Annotated in this window: 18 protein-coding genes; 13 read left to right on the top strand and 5 right to left on the bottom strand. The window is 64.8% G+C overall.

Translation table 11 applies throughout. The features are described from left to right. Window positions 1–52 precede the first annotated feature (52 nt). Window positions 53–1,873: an ArnT family glycosyltransferase gene (locus tag N5B55_RS03680; protein ID WP_304539180.1), complete on the bottom strand. Its 1,821-nt coding sequence runs from the start codon at window positions 1,871–1,873 to the stop codon at window positions 53–55. Between the two features lie 410 nt (window positions 1,874–2,283). Between N5B55_RS03680 and N5B55_RS03685 the strand changes: the two genes are divergently transcribed. The 3 genes from N5B55_RS03685 (at window position 2,284) to N5B55_RS03695 (ending at window position 6,786) form a co-directional block, all read left to right on the top strand. Next, window positions 2,284–3,399 (top strand): purine-nucleoside phosphorylase, encoded by a 1,116-nt coding sequence (locus tag N5B55_RS03685; protein WP_304539181.1) that lies wholly within the window; start codon window positions 2,284–2,286, stop codon window positions 3,397–3,399. Beyond that, window positions 3,396–4,445 carry a purine-nucleoside phosphorylase gene (locus N5B55_RS03690; protein WP_051530814.1) on the top strand — a complete coding sequence of 350 codons (1,050 nt, stop codon included), beginning with the start codon at window positions 3,396–3,398 and terminating at the stop codon, window positions 4,443–4,445. Before N5B55_RS03685 ends, N5B55_RS03690 begins: the two co-directional genes overlap by 4 nt. 232 nt (window positions 4,446–4,677) lie before the next feature. Then, window positions 4,678–6,786: a TonB-dependent siderophore receptor gene (locus tag N5B55_RS03695; protein ID WP_304539183.1), complete on the top strand. Its 2,109-nt coding sequence runs from the start codon at window positions 4,678–4,680 to the stop codon at window positions 6,784–6,786. A 6-nt stretch (window positions 6,787–6,792) separates the two neighbouring features. Here the strand turns inward: N5B55_RS03695 and N5B55_RS03700 are convergent, their stop codons facing one another. The 3 genes from N5B55_RS03700 to N5B55_RS03710 all read right to left on the bottom strand — a co-directional run bounded on the left by N5B55_RS03700 (window position 6,793) and on the right by N5B55_RS03710 (window position 9,933). Further along, entirely contained in the window at window positions 6,793–7,551 is a 759-nt protein-coding gene (locus N5B55_RS03700) for a slipin family protein (RefSeq protein WP_009238739.1), read from the bottom strand. Between the two features lie 11 nt (window positions 7,552–7,562). Next, the gene (locus N5B55_RS03705; RefSeq protein WP_304539184.1) at window positions 7,563–8,951 is read right to left on the bottom strand and encodes an NfeD family protein; all 1,389 of its coding nucleotides are present in this window, start codon (window positions 8,949–8,951) and stop codon (window positions 7,563–7,565) included. A gap of 73 nt (window positions 8,952–9,024) precedes the next feature. After that, window positions 9,025–9,933 carry a LysR family transcriptional regulator gene (locus N5B55_RS03710; protein ID WP_304539185.1) on the bottom strand — a complete coding sequence of 303 codons (909 nt, stop codon included), beginning with the start codon at window positions 9,931–9,933 and terminating at the stop codon, window positions 9,025–9,027. 103 nt (window positions 9,934–10,036) lie between these two features. Between N5B55_RS03710 and N5B55_RS03715 the strand changes: the two genes are divergently transcribed. The 6 genes from N5B55_RS03715 to N5B55_RS03740 all read left to right on the top strand — a co-directional run bounded on the left by N5B55_RS03715 (window position 10,037) and on the right by N5B55_RS03740 (window position 14,299). Beyond that, entirely contained in the window at window positions 10,037–11,251 is a 1,215-nt protein-coding gene (locus tag N5B55_RS03715; RefSeq protein WP_304539186.1) for a YbfB/YjiJ family MFS transporter, read from the top strand. A gap of 75 nt (window positions 11,252–11,326) precedes the next feature. Then, window positions 11,327–12,112, top strand: a complete 786-nt coding sequence (locus tag N5B55_RS03720; protein ID WP_304539187.1) for a class II aldolase/adducin family protein — start codon at window positions 11,327–11,329, stop codon at window positions 12,110–12,112. A gap of 46 nt (window positions 12,113–12,158) precedes the next feature. Next, window positions 12,159–12,347, top strand: a complete 189-nt coding sequence (locus tag N5B55_RS03725) for a 4-oxalocrotonate tautomerase (protein ID WP_004629375.1) — start codon at window positions 12,159–12,161, stop codon at window positions 12,345–12,347. Window positions 12,348–12,381: 34 nt separating this feature from the next. Then, a complete protein-coding gene (locus N5B55_RS03730) occupies window positions 12,382–13,428 on the top strand; it encodes a threonine aldolase family protein (RefSeq protein ID WP_304539188.1) in 1,047 nt (348 codons plus the stop codon). Between the two features lie 14 nt (window positions 13,429–13,442). Then, on the top strand, window positions 13,443–14,024 hold the full coding sequence (locus tag N5B55_RS03735; protein WP_304539189.1) for an NUDIX hydrolase: 582 nt from the start codon (window positions 13,443–13,445) through the stop codon (window positions 14,022–14,024). Between the two features lie 47 nt (window positions 14,025–14,071). Then, entirely contained in the window at window positions 14,072–14,299 is a 228-nt protein-coding gene (locus N5B55_RS03740) for a sulfurtransferase TusA family protein (protein WP_004629370.1), read from the top strand. A gap of 92 nt (window positions 14,300–14,391) precedes the next feature. Here N5B55_RS03740 and N5B55_RS03745 read toward each other — a convergent pair whose 3' ends face one another. Continuing rightward, window positions 14,392–15,024, bottom strand: coding sequence for a LysE family translocator (locus N5B55_RS03745; RefSeq protein ID WP_009277329.1), 633 nt, complete (start codon window positions 15,022–15,024; stop codon window positions 14,392–14,394). 407 nt (window positions 15,025–15,431) lie between these two features. On the opposite strand from N5B55_RS03745, the gene N5B55_RS03750 reads away from it, so the two are divergent. The 4 genes from N5B55_RS03750 to N5B55_RS03765 all read left to right on the top strand — a co-directional run bounded on the left by N5B55_RS03750 (window position 15,432) and on the right by N5B55_RS03765 (window position 22,306). Further along, complete coding sequence (locus tag N5B55_RS03750; protein WP_304539190.1) at window positions 15,432–17,894, top strand: ExeM/NucH family extracellular endonuclease; 2,463 nt, start codon at window positions 15,432–15,434, stop codon at window positions 17,892–17,894. 190 nt (window positions 17,895–18,084) lie between these two features. Continuing rightward, window positions 18,085–20,541, top strand: coding sequence for an ATP-binding protein (locus N5B55_RS03755; protein ID WP_304539191.1), 2,457 nt, complete (start codon window positions 18,085–18,087; stop codon window positions 20,539–20,541). 282 nt (window positions 20,542–20,823) lie between these two features. Next, complete coding sequence (locus N5B55_RS03760) at window positions 20,824–21,468, top strand: fimbrial protein (protein WP_287277258.1); 645 nt, start codon at window positions 20,824–20,826, stop codon at window positions 21,466–21,468. Between the two features lie 91 nt (window positions 21,469–21,559). After that, a complete protein-coding gene (locus N5B55_RS03765; protein ID WP_065857214.1) occupies window positions 21,560–22,306 on the top strand; it encodes a fimbrial biogenesis chaperone in 747 nt (248 codons plus the stop codon). Window positions 22,307–22,397: the final 91 nt, after the last annotated feature.

The raw sequence follows: 22,397 nt of genomic DNA on the forward strand, positions 1-22,397 counted from the left end.
GAACGGCGCGCGTTCCTGACAACGGGGCGCGCGCCGTTTTGTTTTGGGGCGATCAGGGCGGCGGGGCGGTTTCGCGCTGGAAGACACGCAGGCGCTCATTTCGGTCGCCATGGCGGGCGCCCGACCAGAACAGGGTCCACTCCATTCCGGGCGTTCGGGCGTGCGCATGGCTGTCCTGGACGATCAGCCATCGACAATGGTGTGCGGTGGATTGCCCAACGGGCTGGTGCAGGATGCCGGTGAAGTAGCGCAGCATGGGCGCCTCCGATTCACCCAGATGCAGGCTCGCCATGCAATCATCGGCGCGCCATGCCGGCGCCAGCTTGACGCCGAAGCTGTCGAACACGGAGCGATAGCTTTTGGCTTCGTCCAGCCACGGCAGCAGCAGCGTGCCGATCAAGCCCCAGCCGACCAGGGCACCGGCCGCCCATGACATTGCCCCGCGCCATGCGCCGGCCGCTTTCAGGCGCGGCAGCAGCCAGAGCCATCCCACTGTGAGGGCCAGCGCCGCGGCCACTAGCGTTGGCTGGATCGGCAAGGTCCAATCGACCGGCAACCAGCGGTCGAGCCAGCGCAGGCCTGCATGCGATGTGTTTTCCGTCATGACGGCCCACAGCAGCCATGCAAGCAGCACGAGACCGCCGAACAGCGTGCGACTGAGGTAGTCCCACGTGATGTGCACGCGCATCGGCAGCCGCGACATGGCGCGCTGCCCCAGTATTGCCAACGGCTCGATGAACGGCAGCAGGTACAACGGACGGCCCGTCGCCGAGAATTGGAGCGCCAGCAGCCCTACCGCCGTGAACACGAGCGGCAGTGCCACGTGCGGTGTACGCCAGTCTCGCCATGCGCCGCGGGCCAGCGCGACGAGCGCAAGCGGGCCGGCGGGAAACCCGATGGTCAGCAGCGAATGCCAGACGTAGAGCGGATCGTCATTCTCCGCGCCCAGCACCGGCACGGAGAAGCCGAGGAAGCGGCCGATGTTGTTGTCCCAGAACCAGACCTGAAAGAGGTCCGGCGCACGCAGATAGAAAAGCGTTGGCCAGATCGTGGCGAACGGAAGGAAGACGAGCGTCGCCGTCCCGAGTCGGCGCACGAACGCGCGACTGCGACATGCGGGCAGCAGCACGCAAGCCCCGGCGATGGTGATGCAGAACACCATCGGAATGAATACGCCCTTGGCCAGCAGCGCCATCCCCATGCCAATGCCGAGCAGCCATGCCGAGCCGCGAGCATGGGTTGCCGGCAGCACGCATTCGAACAAGCCGCAGAAACCGATGGCGGTGCCCGCCAGCAACGCCACGTCGGTGATCATCTCGTGGGCGTGCTTGACGACGATCAGCGAGCCTGCGCACAGCGCCACCGTGCCGAGCACGCGCGCATCCGTCCATGAAGCTGCGCCTGTGGCGGCCCGCGCGAGCCGCGCCGTGAACGCAAGCGCGAGTCCGGCAAACAGTGCGCTCGCGAGCCGCGCGGCGTCGTGCGCGGGCAGCACGTCTGCCAGCAGCCAGACCAGCGTGCTGGCCACCCACGCATAGAGCGGCGGCTTTTCGACAAAGGGTTGGCCTGCGCTGACCGGCACGATCGGGTCTCCGGTTGCCACCATGTGCTGGACGATGCCGAACGTGTAGGTCTCATCCTGCTTCCACGGGTCGTGGCCGAGCGTGCCGGGCAACAGGTAGGCGCAGGCGACCAGCGCGACTAGCAGCCATTTGCGCAACGCGCGCCAGGGCCATGCGCGCACGGATGGCGCTGCCGGCGTGATCACCCCGCCTGTGGCAAGCAGGGCAGGACGGGCGGTGAAGTCACGCGCGTGCGTGGTCGCGGCGGGCGCGTGTGCGCTCCGCCGTCCAGGGCGTGTGGATTCCTGCATGGTGCGAGGTTTTCCGGTTGGCCGGATGCGGCCCGGAAGAAGGTGGGCCGATCGGCTTGGATGTCAGACAGAACGCCCCGACCCGGTCTGGCGGGGCGCTGTGGAGTACATCACGCGCAACTTACGGAGACCCTGAGCGGCGCGTCAGAAAGCTGAGCAACGGATTTCAGCGGGCGGGCCGAGGGCTTTCAGGGCACCGGGCGCCCCGTGGTGGGGCTTGTCTGCATCGCAAGGACAAGCTCGGGAACGGTGCCCGGCTGGAGACAGGCGCCGCCATGGCCTATACCGGAACACGTTGCCGATTGCGTAGAGCGTGTTTGCCGCCTGGCAGGCAATTTGCATCGGTGGCGCGCGCTGTTCCCCACAGCGCGGGTTGATCCCATCCCTATCCCCAAAATCCGAGGAGAACCATGAGCGTCCTATCTGACAAGGTCGACGCCCCGCCACCGCAGCCGCCGCACCGGCTGCTCGGGCGCAAAGGCAAACGATTGGCGCGTGCCGTCGCGGTTGGCGCATTGCTGGCGGCGGGCGTTGGCGCGTCGACGCAGCCCGGTGCGCAACTCGCACCGGAATCGCATGCGCGCAAGGTCAAGGTGCTGATCATCAGCATGTTCGCGCCCGAGGCGCAGCCGTGGATCGACAAGCTCGGCCTCACGCAGGACGTGCCGGTGCCGGGCCTGTCCTTCGACTATCCGAACGTGCATTGCAACGCCAGCGACGTCTGCCAGCTCACCACCGGCATGGGCAAGGCGAATGCCGCGTCGTCGGTGTCGGCGCTGATCTACAGCGGCAAGTTTGATCTGCAGCGCACGTACTTCCTCGTGGCGGGCATTGCCGGGATCGACCCGTTGCAGGGCACGCTCGGCAGCGCCGCGTGGGCGCGCTTCCTGGTCGACAGCGACATCGCGTGGGAGATCGATGCGCGCGAGGTGCCCGCCAGCTGGCCGAACGGTTTCATCGGCATCAATACGCAAGGCCCCGGGCAGAAGCCGCCGCTGGATTACAAGACCGAAGTCTTCCGCGTGAACGAGGCGCTGCTGCAGAAGGCGCTGGCGCTCTCCAAGGGCGCGGTGCTGGACGACAACGCCACCGCGCGGGCTTATCGCGCCAACTATCCGAGCGCACCCGCCAACCAGCCGCCCTCTGTCGTGCAATGCGACACCGCTGCCGGCAACACGTACTGGCACGGCGCCAAGCTGGGCGAGCGTGAAGCCGCGTGGGTCAAGCTGCTGACGGACGGGCAGGGCACGTATTGCACCACGCAGCAGGAAGACAACGCCACCTTTGAGGCGCTCACGCGCGGCGCGAAGGCGGGGCTGCTCGATCTGCAGCGGGTGGCCGTGCTGCGCACTGCATCCAACTTCGATCGACCGTATCCGGGGCAGACACCGTACGACTCGCTGGTCAACAGCAACTCGGGCGGGTTCGTGCCGTCGCTCAACAACCTGTACCTGGCGGGCGGTCCGCTGGTCAACGAGATCGTCACGCGCTGGAGCGTGTGGAAACACGGAGTGCCCTCGCCATGATCGATTCCCGACTCAAGATGCCCATGCCGCGTTTGCGTACGATCGCGAAGCTCTGCGCCGTCGGTGCCGCAGCGCTGACCTTGAACAGCTGCGCGTATGACGGAGTGAAGGTCATCGTCATCAACATGTTCCAGGGCGAAGCCCAACCCTTTATTGACCGCTACGACCTGAAGGAGAAGGTCTATATTTCCGGCCTGTCACCCGATGCGCCGAACATGCTGTGCAACTACGACGGCATCTGCCAGGTCACGACCGGCATGGGCTACGCGAATGCCGCGTCGACGATTTCCGCGCTGCTCTATCGCAGCAAGCTGGACCTCTCGCACACGTACTTTGTGATTGCCGGCATTGCGGGCATCGATCCGGGGCAGGGGACAGTGGGCTCGGCGGCGTGGGCGCGGTATGCGGTCGATTACGGCCTGTCGCATGAGATCGATGCGCGCGAGATGCCGGCCGGCTGGCCGTACGGCTACTTCGGCATCGGCACCAAGGGCCCCGGCCAGAAGCCGCCGATGGACTACCGCACCGAGGTGTTCCAGCTCAACGAGACGCTGCTGCAGAAGGCGTACACGCTGTCGAAATCGGCGACGCTGGAAGACAGCCCCGAGGCCATCGCCTTCCGCAAGAACTACGCGTATGCGCCGGCCAACCAGCCGCCTGCCGTCATCCAGTGCGACGTGGCTTCCGCCGACACATGGTGGGCCGGCCGCAACTTGGGCCAGCGGGCGCGAGACTGGGTGAAGACGATGACCGACAACAAGGGCACCTACTGCACGACGGCGCAGGAAGACAACGCCACGCTGGAAGTCCTGACGCGCGGCGCCCGCGCCGGCAAGGTCGACTTCAGCCGCGTGGCATTGCTGCGTGCCGGGTCCGACTTCGATCGTCCATACGACGGCCAGAGCGCCTCCGACGGGCTCATTAACTACGCGCAGCAGGGCGGCTTTGTGCCGGCCACGCACAACCTCGTCAATGCGGCCAAGCCGTTATTGGACGACATCGTGCAGCACTGGCCCCAGTGGAAACAGGGGGTGCCGGCGAATTAACAGTTGCTGACATCACATTTCAATCTATATAATGCGAATCATTCTCATTTGATGGAAGGCCACGGGCGAATGCCCACCCGCTGACCATCGCTCCTGCCGGGCGAGCCAGCAGGTTTCCACCTGCCAGCCAACGGATCGACGCGCCGCATGATGTTTTGCGGCGCGTTTTCTCTTCTCTCAGCGCATTGCCGCGCGTCCGGTTTCGCCAATCCTGATTGACCCTTTGCCCGCGATGAACCGTCATCTCGCGGCTCGCGCCTTCTCGTGCGCGCTCGCCGCCATTCCTCTTGCCGTTTCCACATTGGCGCATGCCGAAGCCGACCAGCCGGCCGCAGGCGGCGCCACGGTGAACCTCAACGAGACGACCGTCACGGCGGCCAGCCAGCGGGGCTTTGCAGCCAGCACGGCACAGGTTGGGGCGTTCCGCGGGATGGCGTTGCGCGACATCCCTGCCACCGTGAACGTGGTCACGCGCGAGGCGCTCGACGCGCAGCAGGACACGTCGCTGTACGACGCCCTGCGCAAGACGGCCGGCGTGACGCGCCAGCAGCTCTCAGGCGAAACGTTCGACAACCTCGCCATCCGCGGCGTGACGCTGGAGAACCGCACCAATTTCCGCTTCAACGGCTCGATGCCGATGGCTGCACTCACGGCGATCCCGCTGGAAGACAAGGAACGCGTGGAGGTGCTGAAAGGCGTGTCGGCGCTGTATTACGGCTACACGACGCCGGGCGGTGTGGTCAATCTCGTGACCAAGCGGGCGGGCAATACGCCGGTGACCACGCTCGGCATGCAGTTCGACAGCAACGGCACCGCTGTGGGCACGCTCGACGTCGGGCGCCGCTTCGGTGAAGACAATCAGTACGGCCTTCGCTTCAACGCCGCGGGTGTCTCGTTGCAGTCGCCTACCAGCGGCATTGACGGCACGCGCCAGCTCGCCGCCGTGGCCTTCGACTGGAAGGTCAACAGCCGCCTCACCCTGAAAGCCGACGTGGAATATTCGCGCAAGGTCATCACCGAGCAGTCGGTGGTGACGCTGCCCGCCGCGAAAAACGGGGTGATCACCTTGCCGGCCATGCCCGACCCGAGCAAACGCATTTCGCCGGGCTGGGCCGACTTTGATGGCAACAACACCAACGCGCTGCTGCGCGCCGATTACGCGCTTGCCGATGCATGGCTGCTGACGGTGGAAGGTGGCATGTCGGAGACGGCGCGGACGCGGGCGTTCTCCGAATTTCGGCTGACGAACACGCTGACGGGCGCCGGCACGTTGTCGGGCCAGCGGCAGAGCGGTCGCTGGAATACCAGCCACGTGCGGGTAGACGTTTCCGGTACCGAGAAGACGGGGTGGATCACGCATGACCTGACCTTTGGTGTGGCGCGATCCGACATGCGTCAGGCGGCCGTGTACTCCGACCGCTTCTCAGGCGCGCAGAACTTGTACAACCCGGTCGACCTCGGCTGGCTGCCGACCACCGGCACCGGCTTTACCGCCGAGCAGCGCGCCGTAGACAGCGGCGTCTACGCGCTGGATCGAATGACGTTGTCGGAGCACTGGCAGGTGATCGCTGGCCTGCGCTACACGCGCTATACCAGCGAGCAGGCGCCCAACCGTTATGAAGCCAGCAAGACCACGCCGCTGGGGGCGGTCATCTACAAGTTCACGCCGACGCTGTCGGCGTATGCGTCGTACGCACAAGGCCTGGAAGCCGGAGCGCGCGCCCCAAATACGGCCGCCAATGCCAATGTGGCCATGCCGCCAGCGCTGTCGGAGCAAAAGGAACTCGGCCTGCGTTACGAAACACCGGCCGGCACACAGCTCGCCGCTGCCGTGTACGACATCGACCGCGCGGCAGCGTACACCAACGACGCCAATATCTTCGTGCAAGACGGTCGCGAGCGCATCCGCGGTATCGAGCTGACCGCGCAAGGCCGCGTCACCCCGGATTTGTCGCTGCTGGCCTCGGCCGGCTGGACGGACGCGAAGTTCCGCGGTGTCGGCAACGGCCTCGACGGAAAAACGCCGGAAAACACGCCGCGCAGCACCGCCAGCATCTTTGCCGAATACACGTTGCCGATGCTGCGCGCTGTCTCGCTCAACGCGGGCGCCTACTACCTCGGCCCACGGCCTGTGAACGACGCCAACCAAGCAGAGCTGGGCGGCACGACGCTCTTCAGCGCAGGCGTGCGCTATGTGACGCGGATTTCGGGCAAGCGGGCAACGCTGCAGTTCAATGTCGACAACCTGACCGACAAGCGTTACTGGGCGGGCGCCGGGAACAATCGTCTGTCGATGGGGGCGCCACGTCTTTTCAAACTCGGCATGAAGATCGATCTGTGATGCGTGTCAGCCACCGGCCGCTTTCTTCACTGCGCCCAGCACTTCCATCGGCAGCGGAAAGACAATCGTCGAGCTTTTGTCGCCGGCGATCTGCGTGAGCGTCTGGAGATAGCGCAACTGGATTGCCTCGGGCTGCTGGGCCAGCATGCGTGCGGCTTCGAGCAGCTTTTCCGACGCCTGCAGTTCGCCTTCCGCGTGGATGACCTTGGCGCGGCGTTCGCGCTCGGCCTCGGCCTGACGGGCGATGGCGCGGATCATCGATTCGTTCAGGTCGACGTGTTTGATCTCCACGTTCGCGATCTTGATGCCCCACGGGTCGGTCTGGATGTCGAGCACCTTCTGGATGTCGAGGTTGAGCTTTTCGCGCTCGGCCAGCATCTCGTCCAGCTCGTGCTTGCCCAGGATGGCCCGCAGCGTCGTCTGGGCGAGCTGGCTGGTCGCTTCCAGATAGTTGGCCACCTGGATGATGGCGCGCTCCGGATCGACGACACGGAAATACACCACCGCATTGACCTTGACCGAAACGTTGTCGTGCGAGATCACATCCTGCGGCGGTACGTCCATCACAACCGTGCGCAGATCCACGCGCACCATTTGCTGGATCGCCGGCACGATCAGCACCAGCCCCGGCCCCTTCACGCGCCAGAAGCGGCCCAGCAGAAACACCACGCCGCGCTCGTATTCGCGCAGCACCCGGAACGAGGAGATGACCAGCAGCACGGCCAGGAAGATCAGGCCGCCTGCGCTGAAGAAACCGTAGAGCATTTTTCTTCTCCTTATGAAGACGCGGCGAGGGGGGCAACGGGTTCCACCATCAGTGTCAGCCCACGCCGGCCGATCACGCGCACCTGATCGCCACGCGCGATGCCACCATCGCAGCGCACACGCCAGCGCTCGCCATGAATGCGCGCCCAGCCGTCGCTGTCGGCGTCGGCGTGCGGTGTATCGACGTCCACTACTTCGCCTGTCATGCCGATGAGCGTATCGCCGCCGGTCACGATCGGCCGCCGTCGCGCACGCACCGCCAGGCTGGAGAGCGCTAGAACAACGGTCAGGCTCACGAAGGCCAGTCCGATGATGAGCGGAAGCGGCACGCCAAAGCCCGGCGTTTGCGTATCGATCAGCATCACCGCACCCAGCACGAACGCAACGATGCCGCCCACGCCGAGCGCGCCGAACGTCGGCAGGAATGCTTCAGCCACCATACAGCCGAGGCCAAGTGCAATGAGGGCGAGCCCCGCGTAGTTGATCGGGAGCATCTGCAGCCCGTAGAGCGCGACCACGATGCACACGGCGCCGAGGATGCCGGGCACGACCATGCCAGGGGTCGAGAATTCGAAGATCAGTGCATACACGCCCACCGTCAGCAGCAGCAGCGCCAGGCTTGGGTCGGTAATGACGCCGAGGAAGTGATTGCGCCAGTCGGGCTCCAGCGTGACGATCGTGGCTTCGGCTGTACGCAACGTGACCATGCCGGCGGACGTGCGCACCGCGCGGCCATCGATTTGTTTGAGCAGATCAGGGAGGTTTGCCGCAACAAGATCGATCACGTGCTGGCTGGCGGCTTCGGGCGCGTCGAGGCTCACGGCCTCACGCACGGCGCGCTCAGCCCATTCCGCGTTGCGACCGCGCAGTTGCGCCAGGCCCCGGATGTAGGCCGCTGCGTCGTGCATCTGTTTGCGGGCGAGGGTGTCTTCGTTGCTGGAGGAGGCGGCTGGCGCGCTCGCCGGTGTGGCGCCAGGGCTGGGAGCGTGGCCGCCCATGCCGATCGCTACCGGAGAGGCCGCACCCAGGTTCGTGGCGGGCGCCATTGCGGCAACGTGGCATGCATAAAGGATGTAGGTGCCCGCGCTCGCTGCCCGCGCGCCACCGGGGGCCACGTAGCCAGCCACCGGCACGGGCGCCGCAAGGATGGCCTGAATGATCTGGCGCATCGACGCATCGAGGCCGCCGGGCGTATCCATTTGCAGTACGACAAGCTGCGCACCTTGGTCGCGCGCCTGTTGCAGGCCGCGGATCACGTAGGCCGCACTGGCTGGCCCGATGGCACCGTTGACCGGCAACACCACGACCGGCGCCGCTGCCACGGCAAGGCTGGTCCAGACTGCGGCGATGACCGCTGCCAACCATCCCATCCAACGCCGCATCCGCAACGACGGTCGCATTCGCGCCTCCGTCCGTGATTGCCGCGCTTTGCCCGATCAGACCGGCGGCACGGTCCCAGCATCCGCTTTCAGTTTAGGCGGCAATGGCTTCCCGCGCGGTCTTGCTTGCCGCTGCTTGGGGCTCGCTCAGCACCTGCACGAGCGCCTGCAGGGCGGGTCCGGCCATGTCGCGGTGCCAGGCAAGCAGCGTGTCGACACGGCCTGGCTTGCCGAGCGCGTGGATGCTGATTTCCGGAGCATTCGTATACAGCTCCAGCACCGAGCGGGGCACGAACGCCACGCCAATACCGGCTGCCGCGCACGCGATGATGGCGTGGTACGAGCCAAGCTCCAGCACCCGCGATGGCGCCACACCGTCTGCCGCAAACCAGTCTTCGATCAATTGCCGATAGGCGCAGCCGGCTTCGAACGCGAGCAGGCCCGTGATCTGTACATCCGAAGCGCGACGGATCGGTGGATGGGCGCGGTGGGCAATCAGTACCAGTTCTTCCGAGAAAGCCGGCAGCGTTGTCATGGCGGCGCGCCGGTTGTTCGAGCACGCGGTTTCGGCAACGAACGCGCAATCGACTTCAAAGTTCGATAGTGCCTGGAGGGAGTGGCGCGTGGTCATCGTCACCAGTTCAAGCTGCACGCGCGGCCAGCGTTGATGCAGCGTGGCCAGCAGGGCAGGAAGGCGGCTGGCCGCCGTGCTTTCCATCGAGGCGATGCGCAGGCGCCCGTGCGGTTCGCGCGGCTGCACGGCCTGGCGAGCCTCGGCGGCCAGGCGGAGGATGTCGTCGGCGTAGGTCAGCAGGGTCTGCCCGGCGGGCGTGAGCACCATGCGCTTGCTCTCACGCACGAACAGTTGCACGCCGAGCGAAGTCTCCAGCTGGCGGATGCGGGTCGTCACATTCGACTGCACGCGGTTGAGCTGCTGAGCCGCCCGCGTGACGCCGCCTTCGCGCACGACAGCGCGGAAGATCTCGAGCGAGGACAGATCCATGATGTATCTCAAATGCTAATGGGTTTGTTCAATATAATTCATTTTTCAGGATGAGCGGCCTTGCGTACGATGAAGTGCCAATTCCCTCATCCGGGCCCACTCCATGGAGCACACGCTGTCTTCCCCCTCAGCCTTGTCCGTCGCGCATTCCCAGCGAGCCAGCGCTTGGCGCGTGGCGATTGCGGGCATGGTGGCGCTGTCCGTGGCGATGGGCATCGGCCGCTTCGCCTTCACGCCGATCCTGCCGATGATGCTGCACGACGGCAGCCTGACGCTGGCGCAGGGCAGTTGGCTGGCCACCGGCAATTACCTGGGCTATTTCGTGGGCGCGCTGGCCTGCATGGCGGTGCGCGGCGATGCAGCGCGCCTCATCCGCATCGGTCTGGTTGCGACGGTGCTGCTGACCGCCGGGATGGGCGTGTTGCAAGGGCAGCCTGCGTGGCTTGTGCTGCGCTTTGCGGCCGGTATGGCCAGCGCGCTGGTGTTCGTATTTACGGCGGGCTGGTGCCTGCATCGGCTGACCGAACTGGGCCACGCGGCGCTCGGCGGCATCATCTTCTGCGGGCCGGGTCTCGGCATCGCCATTCCGGGCCTGGCGGCCAGCGGCATGGTGGCGCTGGGTTGGCATGCAACGTCGGCGTGGATTGCGTTTGGCGTGCTGTCTGCGCTGCTTTCGGCGGCGGTGTGGTCGACCATTCGGCCCGAGGCACCGGCGCATGCCACTCCGGCGTCCGCCGCATCCGGCAAGGCACCCGGCCTGGATGCGCCCACCAGCGCGCTCACGATTGCCTACGGTCTGGCCGGGTTCGGCTACATCATCACCGCCACGTTCCTGCCCGTGATCGCCCGCAAGGTGCTACCTGCAGGTTCGCTCTGGCCCGATCTGTTCTGGCCGATGTTCGGTGCCGGCGTGGCGCTCGGGGCATTCCTTTCCACGCGGATCAGCCTGGCGCGCGACAACCGTTCGCTGCTGGCCACGGCCTATGGCATGCAAGCGGTTGCCGTGACCATCAGCATCGTCTGGCCGACAGTGGCGGGGCTTGCGCTTTCGAGCACGCTGCTAGGCCTGCCATTCACGGCGATCACGCTGTTCGCCATGCGCGAGGCGCGCCGGCTCTGGCCGCATGCCGCGCCGCGTCTGATGGGGCTGATGACGGCCGCGTATGGCATCGGCCAGATCGCCGGGCCGCCGCTGGCGAACCGGCTGTTTGCGGCCACGGGCGGCTTCAATGCATCGCTTGCCGTGGCAGCCGTGTCGCTCGTGGCCGGCGTGGTCATCTTTCTTGTGGTCAAGCGCGTGGCCCCGGCGCGTGCGTGATGCGCGGCATGTAAAGGCGCGGACAGCGCGGTCGGTGCACCCGTTCTAGAATGCCTCCTCCATTGGAGGAGCCTCATGTCTTTTGCCCTGCGCCCCGATGCCGTTGTGCCCGGCGGCGAGATCAGCCAAGCCGAGCGTGCGGTGCGCGTCGATCTGGCAGCCGCGTATCGACTGGCCGCGCTCAACGGTTGGGACGATCTGGTCTACACCCATCTGTCTGCGACCGTGCCGGGCGAGCCCGATCACTTCCTGATCAACGCTTTCGGCCTGGCGTTCGACGAAATCACCGCATCCAACCTCGTCAAGATCAATGGCCGCGGCCAGCTTGTCGGCGATTGGCCCGAGGGCGCTGCGCGTCCGTCCGTCAACGTCACGGGCTTTGCGTTGCACGCGGCCGTGCATGCCGCACGGCGCGACGCGCAGTGCGTGATCCATCTGCACAACACGGCGGGCATTGCTGTGTCCGCGCAGAAGCGCGGGCTGCTGCCGCTGTCTCAGCATGCGCTGCGGTTTCATCGGCGCATCGCGTATCACGATTACGAAGGTCTTGCCTTCACGCCGGAAGAGGGCGCGCGGCTGACCGCGTCGCTCGGCCATCATTTCGCCATGCTGCTGCGCAATCACGGCACCCTCACCATCGGCCGGACCGTGGCCGAGGCGCACGTGCTGATGGCCACGCTTATCAAGGCATGCGAGATACAGATTCAGGCGCTTGCGGGCGGCGAGGTCGTCGCGCCGGCGCCGGAAGTGGCAGAGCGTTCGGCAGAGCAGCTCGAAGATGGCGGCGCCATCGAAGGTGTGATCGAGTGGCCGGCGCTGTTGCGCAAACTGGATAAAATCGACGCTTCGTATCGCGACTGATACAACCGCCGCGACTATCAGAGCGACGCACTAAACAGGAGACACCATGCCGACTTTCCATATCGAGATGTTCGAGGGCCGCAGCGTTGAGCAGAAGCGCAAGCTCGTCGAAGAGGTGACGCGCGTCACCTGCGAATCGCTGGGCTGCGCCCCGGGCGCCGTCGACATCATCATCACTGACATCAAGCGCGAGAACTGGGCTACCGGCGGTGTGCTGTGGTCCGAGCAGAAGTAACCCATTCTTTTCCACACACATTTGCCGGCCCGCCATGCAGCCCAAGCAGCATTTCGCCTCAGACAACTACGCGGGCTTCTGCCCGGAGTCGCTGAAGTATTTCCTGGAGGCCAACGGCAGCGGCCATGAGCCTGCCTATGGCGATGATTCGTGGACGCAGCGCGTGTGCGACCGCATTCGCGACCTGTTCGAGACGGATTGCGAAGTCTTCTTTGTCTTCAACGGTACGGCCGCCAATTCGCTGGCGCTTTCGTCGCTATGCCAGTCGTATCACTCCGTGATCTGCCACGAGCTGGCGCACATCGAAACCGACGAATGCGGCGGCCCCGAGTTCTTTTCCAACGGCTCGAAGTTGCTGACCGCCAAGGGCGAGAACGGCAAGCTCACGCCGGATGCGGTTGAAGCCCTGGTCACGCGGCGTTCCGATATTCACTACCCGAAGCCCAAGGTCGTTTCGCTGACGCAATCGACGGAAGTCGGCACCGTCTACACCGTCGAGGAGGTCCGCGCGATTGCCGCGATTGCCAAGCGTCGGCAGTTGCGCGTGCATATGGATGGCGCGCGTTTTGCCAACGCGGTGGCCTCGCTTGGGGTGCATCCGTCCGAGATCACGTGGCGTGCCGGTGTGGATGTGCTGTGCTTTGGGGGCACGAAGAACGGTCTGCCGGTCGGCGAGGCGGTGGTCTTCTTCGACCGCCGCCTGGCCGAGGACTTTGCCTATCGCGTGAAGCAGGCTGGGCAGCTGGCGTCGAAGATGCGCTTCATCTCGGCGCCGTGGCTGGGTCTGCTCGAGAACGATGTGTGGCTGCGCAACGCGCGTCACGGCAACGCGATGGCGCAGTTACTGCACGCGCGCATTGCCGACGTGCCGGGCGTGCGCATCATGTTCCCGACCGAGTCGAACGCCGTGTTCGCCGAGTTGCCGGTGCCCGCCATTGAGGCGCTGCGCGCCCGCGGCTGGCGTTTCTACACCTTCATTGGTGCCGGCGGCTGCCGCCTGATGTGTTCGTGGGATGTGGAGCCCGAGACGGTGGAAGCCTTCGCCGCCGACATCCGCAACGCCTGTGAGCAAGCTGTCTAACGCATCTCTCTGCCATGAGCTTCGACTACCGCTTCTGCCCCCAATGCGCTACGCCGCTCGTCGAGCAGCACAACGCCGGCCGCCTGCGCATCGCGTGTCCGGTGCCGGACTGCGGCTTCGTCCACTGGAACAATCCGCTGCCGGTCCTGGCGGCGGTTGTCGAATATCGCGGGCACATGTTTCTCGCGCGCAATGCGCTGTGGCCTGAGGGCATGTTCGCGCTCGTCACGGGTTTTCTCGAACGCGACGAGACACCCGAAGAGGGCATCGCGCGCGAACTGAAGGAAGAGACGAACCTCGACGCTCGCTCGATCTCGCTGATCGGTGTGTATGAGTTCATCCGCAAGAATGAACTGATCATTGCGTACCACGTGGTGGCCGATGGCGAGATCGCGCTGTCGGAAGAGTTGGTTGAATACCGCCTGAAGCCGTTCGAGAAAGTCCGCCCCTGGACGGCCGGCACCGGTTATGCCGTCGCCGATTTTCTGACCGCGCGCGGGCTGCCCGTCAACTACATCGACATCCGCACCGGCGAACCGGCCGAGCCGCCGCCGCGCCAGTGGCAACCCACCCGGCTCGTTACAATCCCGGAATGACTGACGCGAGCGGCACTGCGCCGCTGGCCCGTACCACTGAGGAAGACATGGAGTTTCAAAAGGAAATCGACGCGCGCGGCCTGAATTGCCCGCTGCCCATCCTGCGCACGAAGAAGGCGCTTGCCGACATGCAAAGCGGCGACGTGCTCAAGATTCTTGCCACCGACCCCGGCGCCACGCGGGACTTCCAGGCGTTCGCCAAGCAAACCGGCAACGAGCTGCTGGAGCACAGCGAGCACGACAAGGTGTTCACGTTCTACATGCGCCGCCGCTGATCTGGTAGCGCGTTCAAAGAAAGCGGGGCGATCCGGTTTGGCCGGATCGCCCCATTTTCATTTGGCGGCAAATACTTTTATCGACTGCGTGGCTACTTGCGCGCTTCCATCGCCATGCGCAGCGCCAGGCTGGTCAGCACGGTGCCCATCAGGTAGCGCTGAACCGATAGCCAGCTCGGCTTGCGCGAGAGGAATGCAGCGATGCTGCCGGCCGTGGCCGCGATCATCGAATTGACGGTCAAGCTCACGCAGATCTGCGTAAGCCCCAGGCAGACCGATTGCACCAGCACGCTGCCGTGCGCCGGCTCGATGAACTGCGGCAGCAGCGACAGATACAGCACCGCCACTTTTGGGTTGAGCAGGCTGGTCAGCAAGCCCATCGTGTAGAGCTTGCGCGGGCTGTCCACCGGTAGTTCACGCACCTGGAACGGCGCCCGGCCGCCCGGCCTCACCGCTTGCCAAGCGAGGTACAGAAGATAGATCGCGCCGCCAAAGCGCAGCGCGTCGTAGGCAAACGGCACGGCCATCAGCAAGGCGGTGATGCCGAAAGCGGCGCACAGCATGTAGAAGACGAAGCCTGTAGCGATGCCCGCCAGCGACACCAGCCCCGCGTTGCGCCCTTGGCAGATCGAACGCGAGATCAGGTAGATCATGTTCGGGCCCGGCGTCAGCACCATGCCGAGCGCGACCAGGGCGAAAGTGAGCAGGTTGGTGAGGGTGGGCATGGCGGATGCGCAATCGGCGGCAAAGGTGAGGAGCTTGCAGGCTAGCACCCGCTCTCGATGGCCCAACAGGTACAGAAATTCACAAAATTCCGCAATTCTGTATTGGTCGGTTGACTGCTCAGGCGCCGCGCGGCTATCACTGGGTCGGCGTAGACGGTGGTTACTACCTGGTGAGACCGGACGGTCTCGTCTTCAATGTGACGATCGGCGGTTAAGACAGCGATCCGTTGCGCCAGCTACCCGTGACTGCGAAAGCGTCGCGGGTTTTTCATTTTTTGGTGAGAGCAGGCACCCCGGAGGGCCCGGCTTACAGAATGCTGAACGTTTGACGGCCGCGCGCCATGCGTGCGTCATCGGCGTTGTTGAAGGTATGCCGAAATCATTCCCCCCGATCCCCCTTGTTCCCCATGCGCCTGCATTTCCTTCTTTCCGCCGTGCTGCTCACGGCGTCGCCTGTTCATGCCGAGCTTCTTATCAGCGAGTACGTAGAGGGCAGCTCGAACAACAAAGCCATCGAAATCTATAACCCAGATAGCGCCGAAGCCGATCTGTCGGTCTACAAGATCGAGCAGTACAACAATGGCGCCAGCACGCCCACCGCATCGTTTGCGCTTTCGGGCAAGCTGGCGCCGGGCTCAGTCCACGTGATGGCGCACAGCACGCTGGCCGGCGTGCTCGGTAGCCGCGTCAACCAGACCGCGGCGTTCTCCTTCAATGGCGACGATGCGCTGACGCTCACGCGTTCCGGTGTGGTTGTCGACCGCATCGGCCAGATCGGCTTTCAACCCCCATCCGGCTTCTGGGGGACATCCAGCGCCGGCACGAAAGACCACACGCTGCGCCGCAAGGGCTCGCTGAAGCAGGGCGATACGGCAGCGACGGCTGCGTTCGATCCGTCCCTGCAATGGGACGCGTTCAACGTCGACGACTTTTCCGACCTTGGGTTGTACAACGGGCAGGGCGCCGTCACGCCACCGCCTGCGGCTGCCGCTGCCGTGTGCGGGGCGCCGGCAACGCACCTTGCGGATGTGCAGGGCGCCGGCCCGACCTCGCCGCTGGCCGGTCAGAACGTCGAGATCGAAGCCGTGGTGACCGCCGACTACAGCGGCACCAGCGGTTTCAACGGCTTCTTCGTGCAACAGCCCGACGCGCAGCGCCGCAGACTGCCCGGCGTATCGGAAGGACTGTTCGTCCACGCGCCCGGCGTCACGGCCCGTGCGGGAGACCTTGTCCACCTCGTCGGCAAGGTGGAGGAGAAGTATGGCCAGACGCAGTTGACGCTGGCCACCAACGGCATCGCAAGCTGCGCCGGCGGCAACAGCGTGACGCCGATCGACGTGACATTGCCCGTGGCCGATGCGAGGGCGTGGTCGGCGTATGAAGGGATGCTCCTGCGCCTGCCGCAGACCCTCACGGTAAGCGAGACGTACGAACTTGGACGCTACGGCAGTCTGCTGCTTAGCAACGGGCGCCTGCCATTGCCGACAAACGTGGCACGGCCCGCAACTGGCGCGGCGGCCCAGGCATCGGCCAATGCGCTGAACCGCATCGTGCTTGACGATGGCTCCAATCAGCAGAATCCCGCCAGCGTGCGTTACCCGGCGCCGGGCCTGTCGGCGGCAAATCCAGTGCGCGCCGGCTATACCGTGAGCGGTGTGCAGGGCGTGCTTGAAATGCGCTACAACGCCTGGCGCCTGCAGCCTGTCCCGGGTGCGGCCGCGCCGGCTTTCAATGCTGCTGCGAACCCGCGTGCGGGTGCCCCTGCGCGCCACGCCCAGGCCGATGTGCGCGTCGCTTCGTTCAACGTGCTGAACTACTTCAACGGAGACGGCAAAGGGGCTGGCTTTGATGATCCAGCCAATCGAGGTGCCAAGACACAGGCCGAGTTCGAGCGCCAGGAAGCCAAGATCGTCGCCGCCATCCGCGACCTCAATGCCGACGTGGTCGGCCTGATGGAAATCGAGAACGAGGGCTACGGCGAGCTCAGCGCCATCCGCCGCCTGACGACCCAGCTTGGCGCCGACTGGCGCTATGTCGACCCGGGCATACCGAAGCTCGGCGGCGATGCAATCACGGTGGCAATCATCTACAACGGCCGCACAGTGGAGCCCGTCGGCACGCCGGCCACGCTTGCCATCGACGACAAGAACCGCCAGCCGCTCGCGCGCAGCTTCCGACGCATCGGCGGCACGCAGAACTTCACCGTCGTCGTGAATCATCTGAAGTCGAAGGGCTGCTCCGGCGCGACCGGCAAGGACGCCGACCAAGGCGATGGCCAAAGCTGCTGGAACCCCACCCGCGTCCGCGCTGCCGGCCTGATCGCCGACTGGCTGGCGACCTCGCCGACCGGCGTGGCGGACATCGGCAAGCTCCTTATCGGCGACCTCAACAGCTATGCCAAGGAAGACCCCATCGTGCTGTTCGCCGACAAAGGCTACGCCGACATGGTGGCGAAGTTCATCGGCAAGGATGCGTACAGCTACGTCTATGGCGGCGAAGCCGGCTACATCGACCATGCGCTGGCCACTCCGGGCCTGGCCGAACGTGTGCGCGCCGTGCACGAGTGGCACATCAACGCCGATGAGCCGATTGCGCTGGAATACTCGTTCGCCTACAAAAGCGCCGAACAGCAGCAGACGTTCTACGCGCCGGACGCGTACCGCTCTTCGGATCACGATCCGGTGCTGGTCGACCTCGCGCTCAACACGCAGACGGCAGGCGGCGGCACGAATCCGGAAGCCGATGCGGCGGCGGGTGCGGCCACGGGCAGCACAGGGGTGGGGGGTGCTGGTGCGGTGGACCCGATCCTCGGGCTCTCACTGGCCGCCGCTGCGGTAGCCTTGGCGCGGCGTCGTGCGTGTCGGTCTTGAGCGTCTGCGCGCTTCCTCGGGCGACGCGCGGCAGATCCATCGCCAGTCGAATCGCATCCATGCGTTCGTTGACCGTTCGACACAGCCTTCAGGTCGTTTCCGGCCATCCGGCTCGTGACTGAATTAAGCTTCTGAACTGGCGCGATCAGCAACATCTCGAACCCGACGCGCCGAGGCAATCGATTCCGATATGGCGACGGGGGGAGATGTGAGCAATGTAGCCGCGGCGGTCCGCGCGCTGATCTTAGGCTTCTGGCTCGGCTTGATGTCCGGCGGCAGCGATGCGGCCCCGACTTCGCTATTCACACCCGAAGAGGATGCCTGGATCGCCGCGCATCCGATCGTGCGCACCTGCGTGGATGCGCATTGGCGTCCGTTCGAGTTTGTCAAAGCCGGCAAGGTGGCCGGCATGGTTCCATCGTTCCTCGATGCGGTTGCCCATGTGAGTGGGCTGCGTTTCGAATATGTGGACGGTGCGTGCTGGAACGGCTCGCTGGCTGCACTGAAGCTCGGGCAGGTGGACATGCTCCCCGACTGGAGCAAGGACGAAGCCGTGGCACCCTACCGGGACGGTTACATCGCGAGCACGCCCTACTACGTCGGGACAATCGCAATCGTTACGGCGGAACAGGAAAACCTGTTCGCCAGTTTCTCGCAACTGTCCGGCAAGCGGCTTGCGATCAAGGGCGGCGGTGGTCTTGAACTGGCCATCCGCCGCAGCTCCGTCCCAGTGAAGTTGGTAACGTTTCAAAACGAGTCCGACGCGTTGCAGGCGGTTGTTGACGGCGATGCCGACGCCGCACTCGGGACGGACGCTTCGATCGTTCCGCAACTGCACCGGCAGTTCAAGGGCCAACTGTTCCTTTCGGGCAGCCTCTGGGACCGGCCCTATGCGTTGACGATGGTCACTCGCGGTGACAACCCCGTGCTCGCGTCGATTCTCGATAAATCGCTGACCGCCATTTCGGCGTCGGAGGCCGATGCTATCCGGCAGCGTTGGCAGGAAACGACCGACTACGGCGCGCCGTCGTTGGCGTCGATCCTGCATTACCGCTGGCGCCAGGTCGCTCTCGTTGCGGCCGTTGTTCTGGCGTTTGCGGTGTTGGCCTATGTGCTATGGCGTGCGCGTGTGGCCGCCGTTCGCAGTGAGCGTGAAAAGGCGATGTTCCTCGCATTCATCAGCCACGAAATCCGCACGCCAATGCACACGATCCTGGCTTCGCTGGAACTGCTGCAGCGCTCGCAATTGACGGGCCAGCAAGCCAGTCGCGCGGATGCCGCTGTCTCGGCGTCGGAAACGCTCTTGGCGCTGCTTGACGATGTCCTTGAATACTCGCGTCTCGAATCCCGCAGCGTGACACTCGCGCCTCAGCCTACGGCGATCGGGCCCTGGGCCGAGCAGGCTCTGGACATGGTCCGCTGGCGCTCCGATGAGAAGAAGCTGGCGTTGTCGCTCGATCTTGCCTGCGCGCCGGATTTCAGCGTGGACATCGATGCCATGCGCGTGCGGCAGATCGTTTTGAACCTGTTGGTGAACGCGATCAAATTCACCACGGTCGGCAAGATCGTGCTGCGCGTCGACTATCTGCCCGCAAAGCGACGCGCCGCCGGAACGCTCGTACTCGAGGTCAGAGACACGGGCATGGGCATTCCTCCGGAGCGCCAGCGGAATATTTTCGAACCGTATGCACGCGTGGAAAGCCCGGGCAATCGCGGTGCCAGCGGAACCGGGCTGGGCTTGTCGATCTGCCACGAACTCGTGGAGTTGATGGGAGGCGTGATCACCGTCAGCAGCAGCCCCGAGGTCGGCACAGTTTTCACTGTCATGTTGCCGGCACGGGAGGCGCGCGCAGCGATGGCGTTGCCAAAGGCTGCGGAAGCAGCGGGGGCGTCTGCGCCTCACGCGATATCGCCTCCTCGGGCGGGAAAGGCGCCGTCGCCGGAATCGGAGGAGGGCCCGCTGGTCCTGGTGGTCGATGACCACGAGGCTGTGCAACACGCGATCCAGCATCAGCTTGAGGCACTGGGCTGCCGGTCTGCAATCGCCGGCACCGGTGAGGCCGCGCTCGAACAGTTTGCGTCAGCAGCGTTTGACATGGTGCTGCTCGACTGCAATCTGCCGGGGATTGATGGATATACCGTCGCGCAGCGCATGCGAAACATCGAACATCAGCGCGGAGGCGAGCGCACGCCCATTGTGGCCATCTCGGCTGTGACAGGCGACACGCACCGCGTCCGGTGTTTCGACAGCGGCATGGACGGCGTCCTTAGCAAGCCGCTGCGCCTTGCCGCCTTACGGGAACTGATCGCGCTTTGGTGCGGCCATGGTGATTCCGGCTCCCGTACGGTGCAGGCAGAGCGCGAGACGGAATCGACGGTGGACGTGCTGGCGATCTATCGAGAGACCATGAAAACCGATCTTGAAATGCTCGCGCAGGGTCTCGCAGATCGGAATATCGAGCAGGCACGTCGCGCGGCACATCGGATATCCGGTGCCGCTGCCGTTGTGGACGACCTGCGAACGCGCCAAGTGGCAAGCGAATTGGAGCGGCATCTTTCGAAGGCGTCGGGGGGCATCACGGCAGACGCGCATGCGCTCCTGGCGGAACTCCAATCGCTGCACCCGACGGACAGCGCCACTACCTGAATTTGTCAACGGAGCGAACGTCGCTCCGGTTCCGTATCCCCCCACATATGCCGTGTACGCCTTGCCTGAGGCGGCACGGAGCCTTGTGCTGCAACGATTTCCGGGTTCTGCCGCATGCCTAGCGAGTCGCCTCGTTCGTGACGAGAATGTCTCCGCGCGCCCCAATGCCTAAAGCGGAGGCGTGCGAGCAGAACGCAAGAATCCCTCCGCTTTTTCAGAACAGTCTGATATGGCGCAGCCGCCACGCTTGGAATACTTGCGCCTGCCTTCTTCGATAGGCATTTGTTCTCGACCAAATCCCGCACGTTCGTGCTGCGGATTCAATCTAAGGGTAAGTCAATGAAAGCAAAACTGTTCCTGGCTGGCGTCGCCGTGTCTGCTCTTTCTTTCGCCGCAATGGCGCAAGCAGCGCCTGCGTCGGTGGATGGCGTTATCAATTTCCAAGGCACGATCCTGAGCGACACCTGCAAGGTGTCTTCGCTCACCGGCGATGCAGGCACCATCAACGTGAACATGGGCAAGATCGCTGCGGACGACATCGGCACGGTTGCTGCACCGAAGCTTCTGACCAGCGGTTCTGGCTCGGCCAACATTGACGTGGTGTGCAAGACGGGCGCCAAGGTCAGCATGAAGTTCGCCGGTAAGGCGGCCGACCTGAGCGCCGACAAGAAGACGCTGCGCGTGAATAGCGGCAACACCGCTGCAGGTTTCGCACAAGGTGTGGGCATTGCTGTGTACGAAGGTACGGGCGCAGGTGCAAACGCGTTCGACCTGAGCAACGGCGATCTGCTGGCACAGACCACGGTGCCGGCGACCGGCGGGGCAGTCAACGTCCGGTTCTCCGCCGCCTATGTGGCCGCAGACGCGGCCAAGATCAAGCCGGGTATTGCCAACGCCAGCCTGCCGTTCACGCTCACCTACGAGTAAGCATAAGCCAAGCGCCAGCCAATGCGGCTGGCTTCAATCGGCAGCGGTCATTACCCCGCTGCCGCCTATTTCTTCACAGGCAATTCCGGATATGAAAGCAAAACGATGCGCCGCTGGCGCGGCGTTGGCGTGCGCGTTGGCTGCGTCCGCGAGTCACGCCAGCATTTCCCTTAGCACCACGCGGCTCATCTTTGACGGCAAGAACAAGGAGACGTCCGTAACCGTCAACAACGATGGTGGCGATGCACTGATCCAGGCGTGGCTCGACCCCCTGGATGAAGGTGCGCACGGTCAACTGCCGTTTGCCATTACACCGCCGCTGGCGAAGCTGGCAGCAAAGCAGCAGCAATTGCTACGCGTGCTTTACGAAGGCGTGGGTATGCCGGCAGATCGTGAGTCGGCCTTCTGGTTGAACGTACAAGAAGTTCCGCAGACAGCCCACAACGACAACGTATTGCAACTGGCCGTGCGCCAGCGAATCAAGGTGTTCTATCGGCCGACCGGTCTGAGCGCGGATCCACAGAAGGCCCCCGGGAGCCTGCAATGGCAGCTCAACCAGGATGGCGGCAAGGCCATGCTGCGTTTGAGCAACCCGAGCCTGTACCACGTGACCGTGGTGGATGCCAAGGTGCATGTCGGCAGTGCAGAGGAGCCCGTCATCGACGCGAAGATGATTGCGCCTAACTCGACGGTTGCTGTGCCCGTCAAGCTGCCGGCCGCCGGTGCCGGCGCACCCGAGCTTCGCTACGACGTGATCAACGACTACGGCGGCCGCCAAAGTTACCGCGTCACCTTGCACAGCAGTCAGCCGAGCACGCCGGTCTCCACCGGCAATTGATCGAGCCGGCAGCAAGCCAGTTCGATGGCGCCAGCCCGCCTGGGCTGGCTTAGCCCGCACCCACCGTAGCGGAGCTTGCCTATGTGACAGC

Source organism: Ralstonia pickettii (assembly GCF_030582395.1).
Lineage (GTDB): Bacteria > Pseudomonadota > Gammaproteobacteria > Burkholderiales > Burkholderiaceae > Ralstonia > Ralstonia pickettii_D.

What these genes read in the sequence shown, in the direction of transcription:
- N5B55_RS03680 (WP_304539180.1), bottom strand. Translation starts at nt 1,873, where the DNA reads ATGCAGGAATCCACACGCCCTGGACGGCGGAGCGCACACGCGCCCGCC.
- N5B55_RS03685 (WP_304539181.1), top strand. Translation starts at nt 2,284, where the DNA reads ATGAGCGTCCTATCTGACAAGGTCGACGCCCCGCCACCGCAGCCGCCG.
- N5B55_RS03690 (WP_051530814.1), top strand. Translation starts at nt 3,396, where the DNA reads ATGATCGATTCCCGACTCAAGATGCCCATGCCGCGTTTGCGTACGATC.
- N5B55_RS03695 (WP_304539183.1), top strand. Translation starts at nt 4,678, where the DNA reads ATGAACCGTCATCTCGCGGCTCGCGCCTTCTCGTGCGCGCTCGCCGCC.
- N5B55_RS03700 (WP_009238739.1), bottom strand. Translation starts at nt 7,551, where the DNA reads ATGCTCTACGGTTTCTTCAGCGCAGGCGGCCTGATCTTCCTGGCCGTG.
- N5B55_RS03705 (WP_304539184.1), bottom strand. Translation starts at nt 8,951, where the DNA reads ATGCGACCGTCGTTGCGGATGCGGCGTTGGATGGGATGGTTGGCAGCG.
- N5B55_RS03710 (WP_304539185.1), bottom strand. Translation starts at nt 9,933, where the DNA reads ATGGATCTGTCCTCGCTCGAGATCTTCCGCGCTGTCGTGCGCGAAGGC.
- N5B55_RS03715 (WP_304539186.1), top strand. Translation starts at nt 10,037, where the DNA reads ATGGAGCACACGCTGTCTTCCCCCTCAGCCTTGTCCGTCGCGCATTCC.
- N5B55_RS03720 (WP_304539187.1), top strand. Translation starts at nt 11,327, where the DNA reads ATGTCTTTTGCCCTGCGCCCCGATGCCGTTGTGCCCGGCGGCGAGATC.
- N5B55_RS03725 (WP_004629375.1), top strand. Translation starts at nt 12,159, where the DNA reads ATGCCGACTTTCCATATCGAGATGTTCGAGGGCCGCAGCGTTGAGCAG.
- N5B55_RS03730 (WP_304539188.1), top strand. Translation starts at nt 12,382, where the DNA reads ATGCAGCCCAAGCAGCATTTCGCCTCAGACAACTACGCGGGCTTCTGC.
- N5B55_RS03735 (WP_304539189.1), top strand. Translation starts at nt 13,443, where the DNA reads ATGAGCTTCGACTACCGCTTCTGCCCCCAATGCGCTACGCCGCTCGTC.
- N5B55_RS03740 (WP_004629370.1), top strand. Translation starts at nt 14,072, where the DNA reads ATGGAGTTTCAAAAGGAAATCGACGCGCGCGGCCTGAATTGCCCGCTG.
- N5B55_RS03745 (WP_009277329.1), bottom strand. Translation starts at nt 15,024, where the DNA reads ATGCCCACCCTCACCAACCTGCTCACTTTCGCCCTGGTCGCGCTCGGC.
- N5B55_RS03750 (WP_304539190.1), top strand. Translation starts at nt 15,432, where the DNA reads ATGCGCCTGCATTTCCTTCTTTCCGCCGTGCTGCTCACGGCGTCGCCT.
- N5B55_RS03755 (WP_304539191.1), top strand. Translation starts at nt 18,085, where the DNA reads ATGGCGACGGGGGGAGATGTGAGCAATGTAGCCGCGGCGGTCCGCGCG.
- N5B55_RS03765 (WP_065857214.1), top strand. Translation starts at nt 21,560, where the DNA reads ATGAAAGCAAAACGATGCGCCGCTGGCGCGGCGTTGGCGTGCGCGTTG.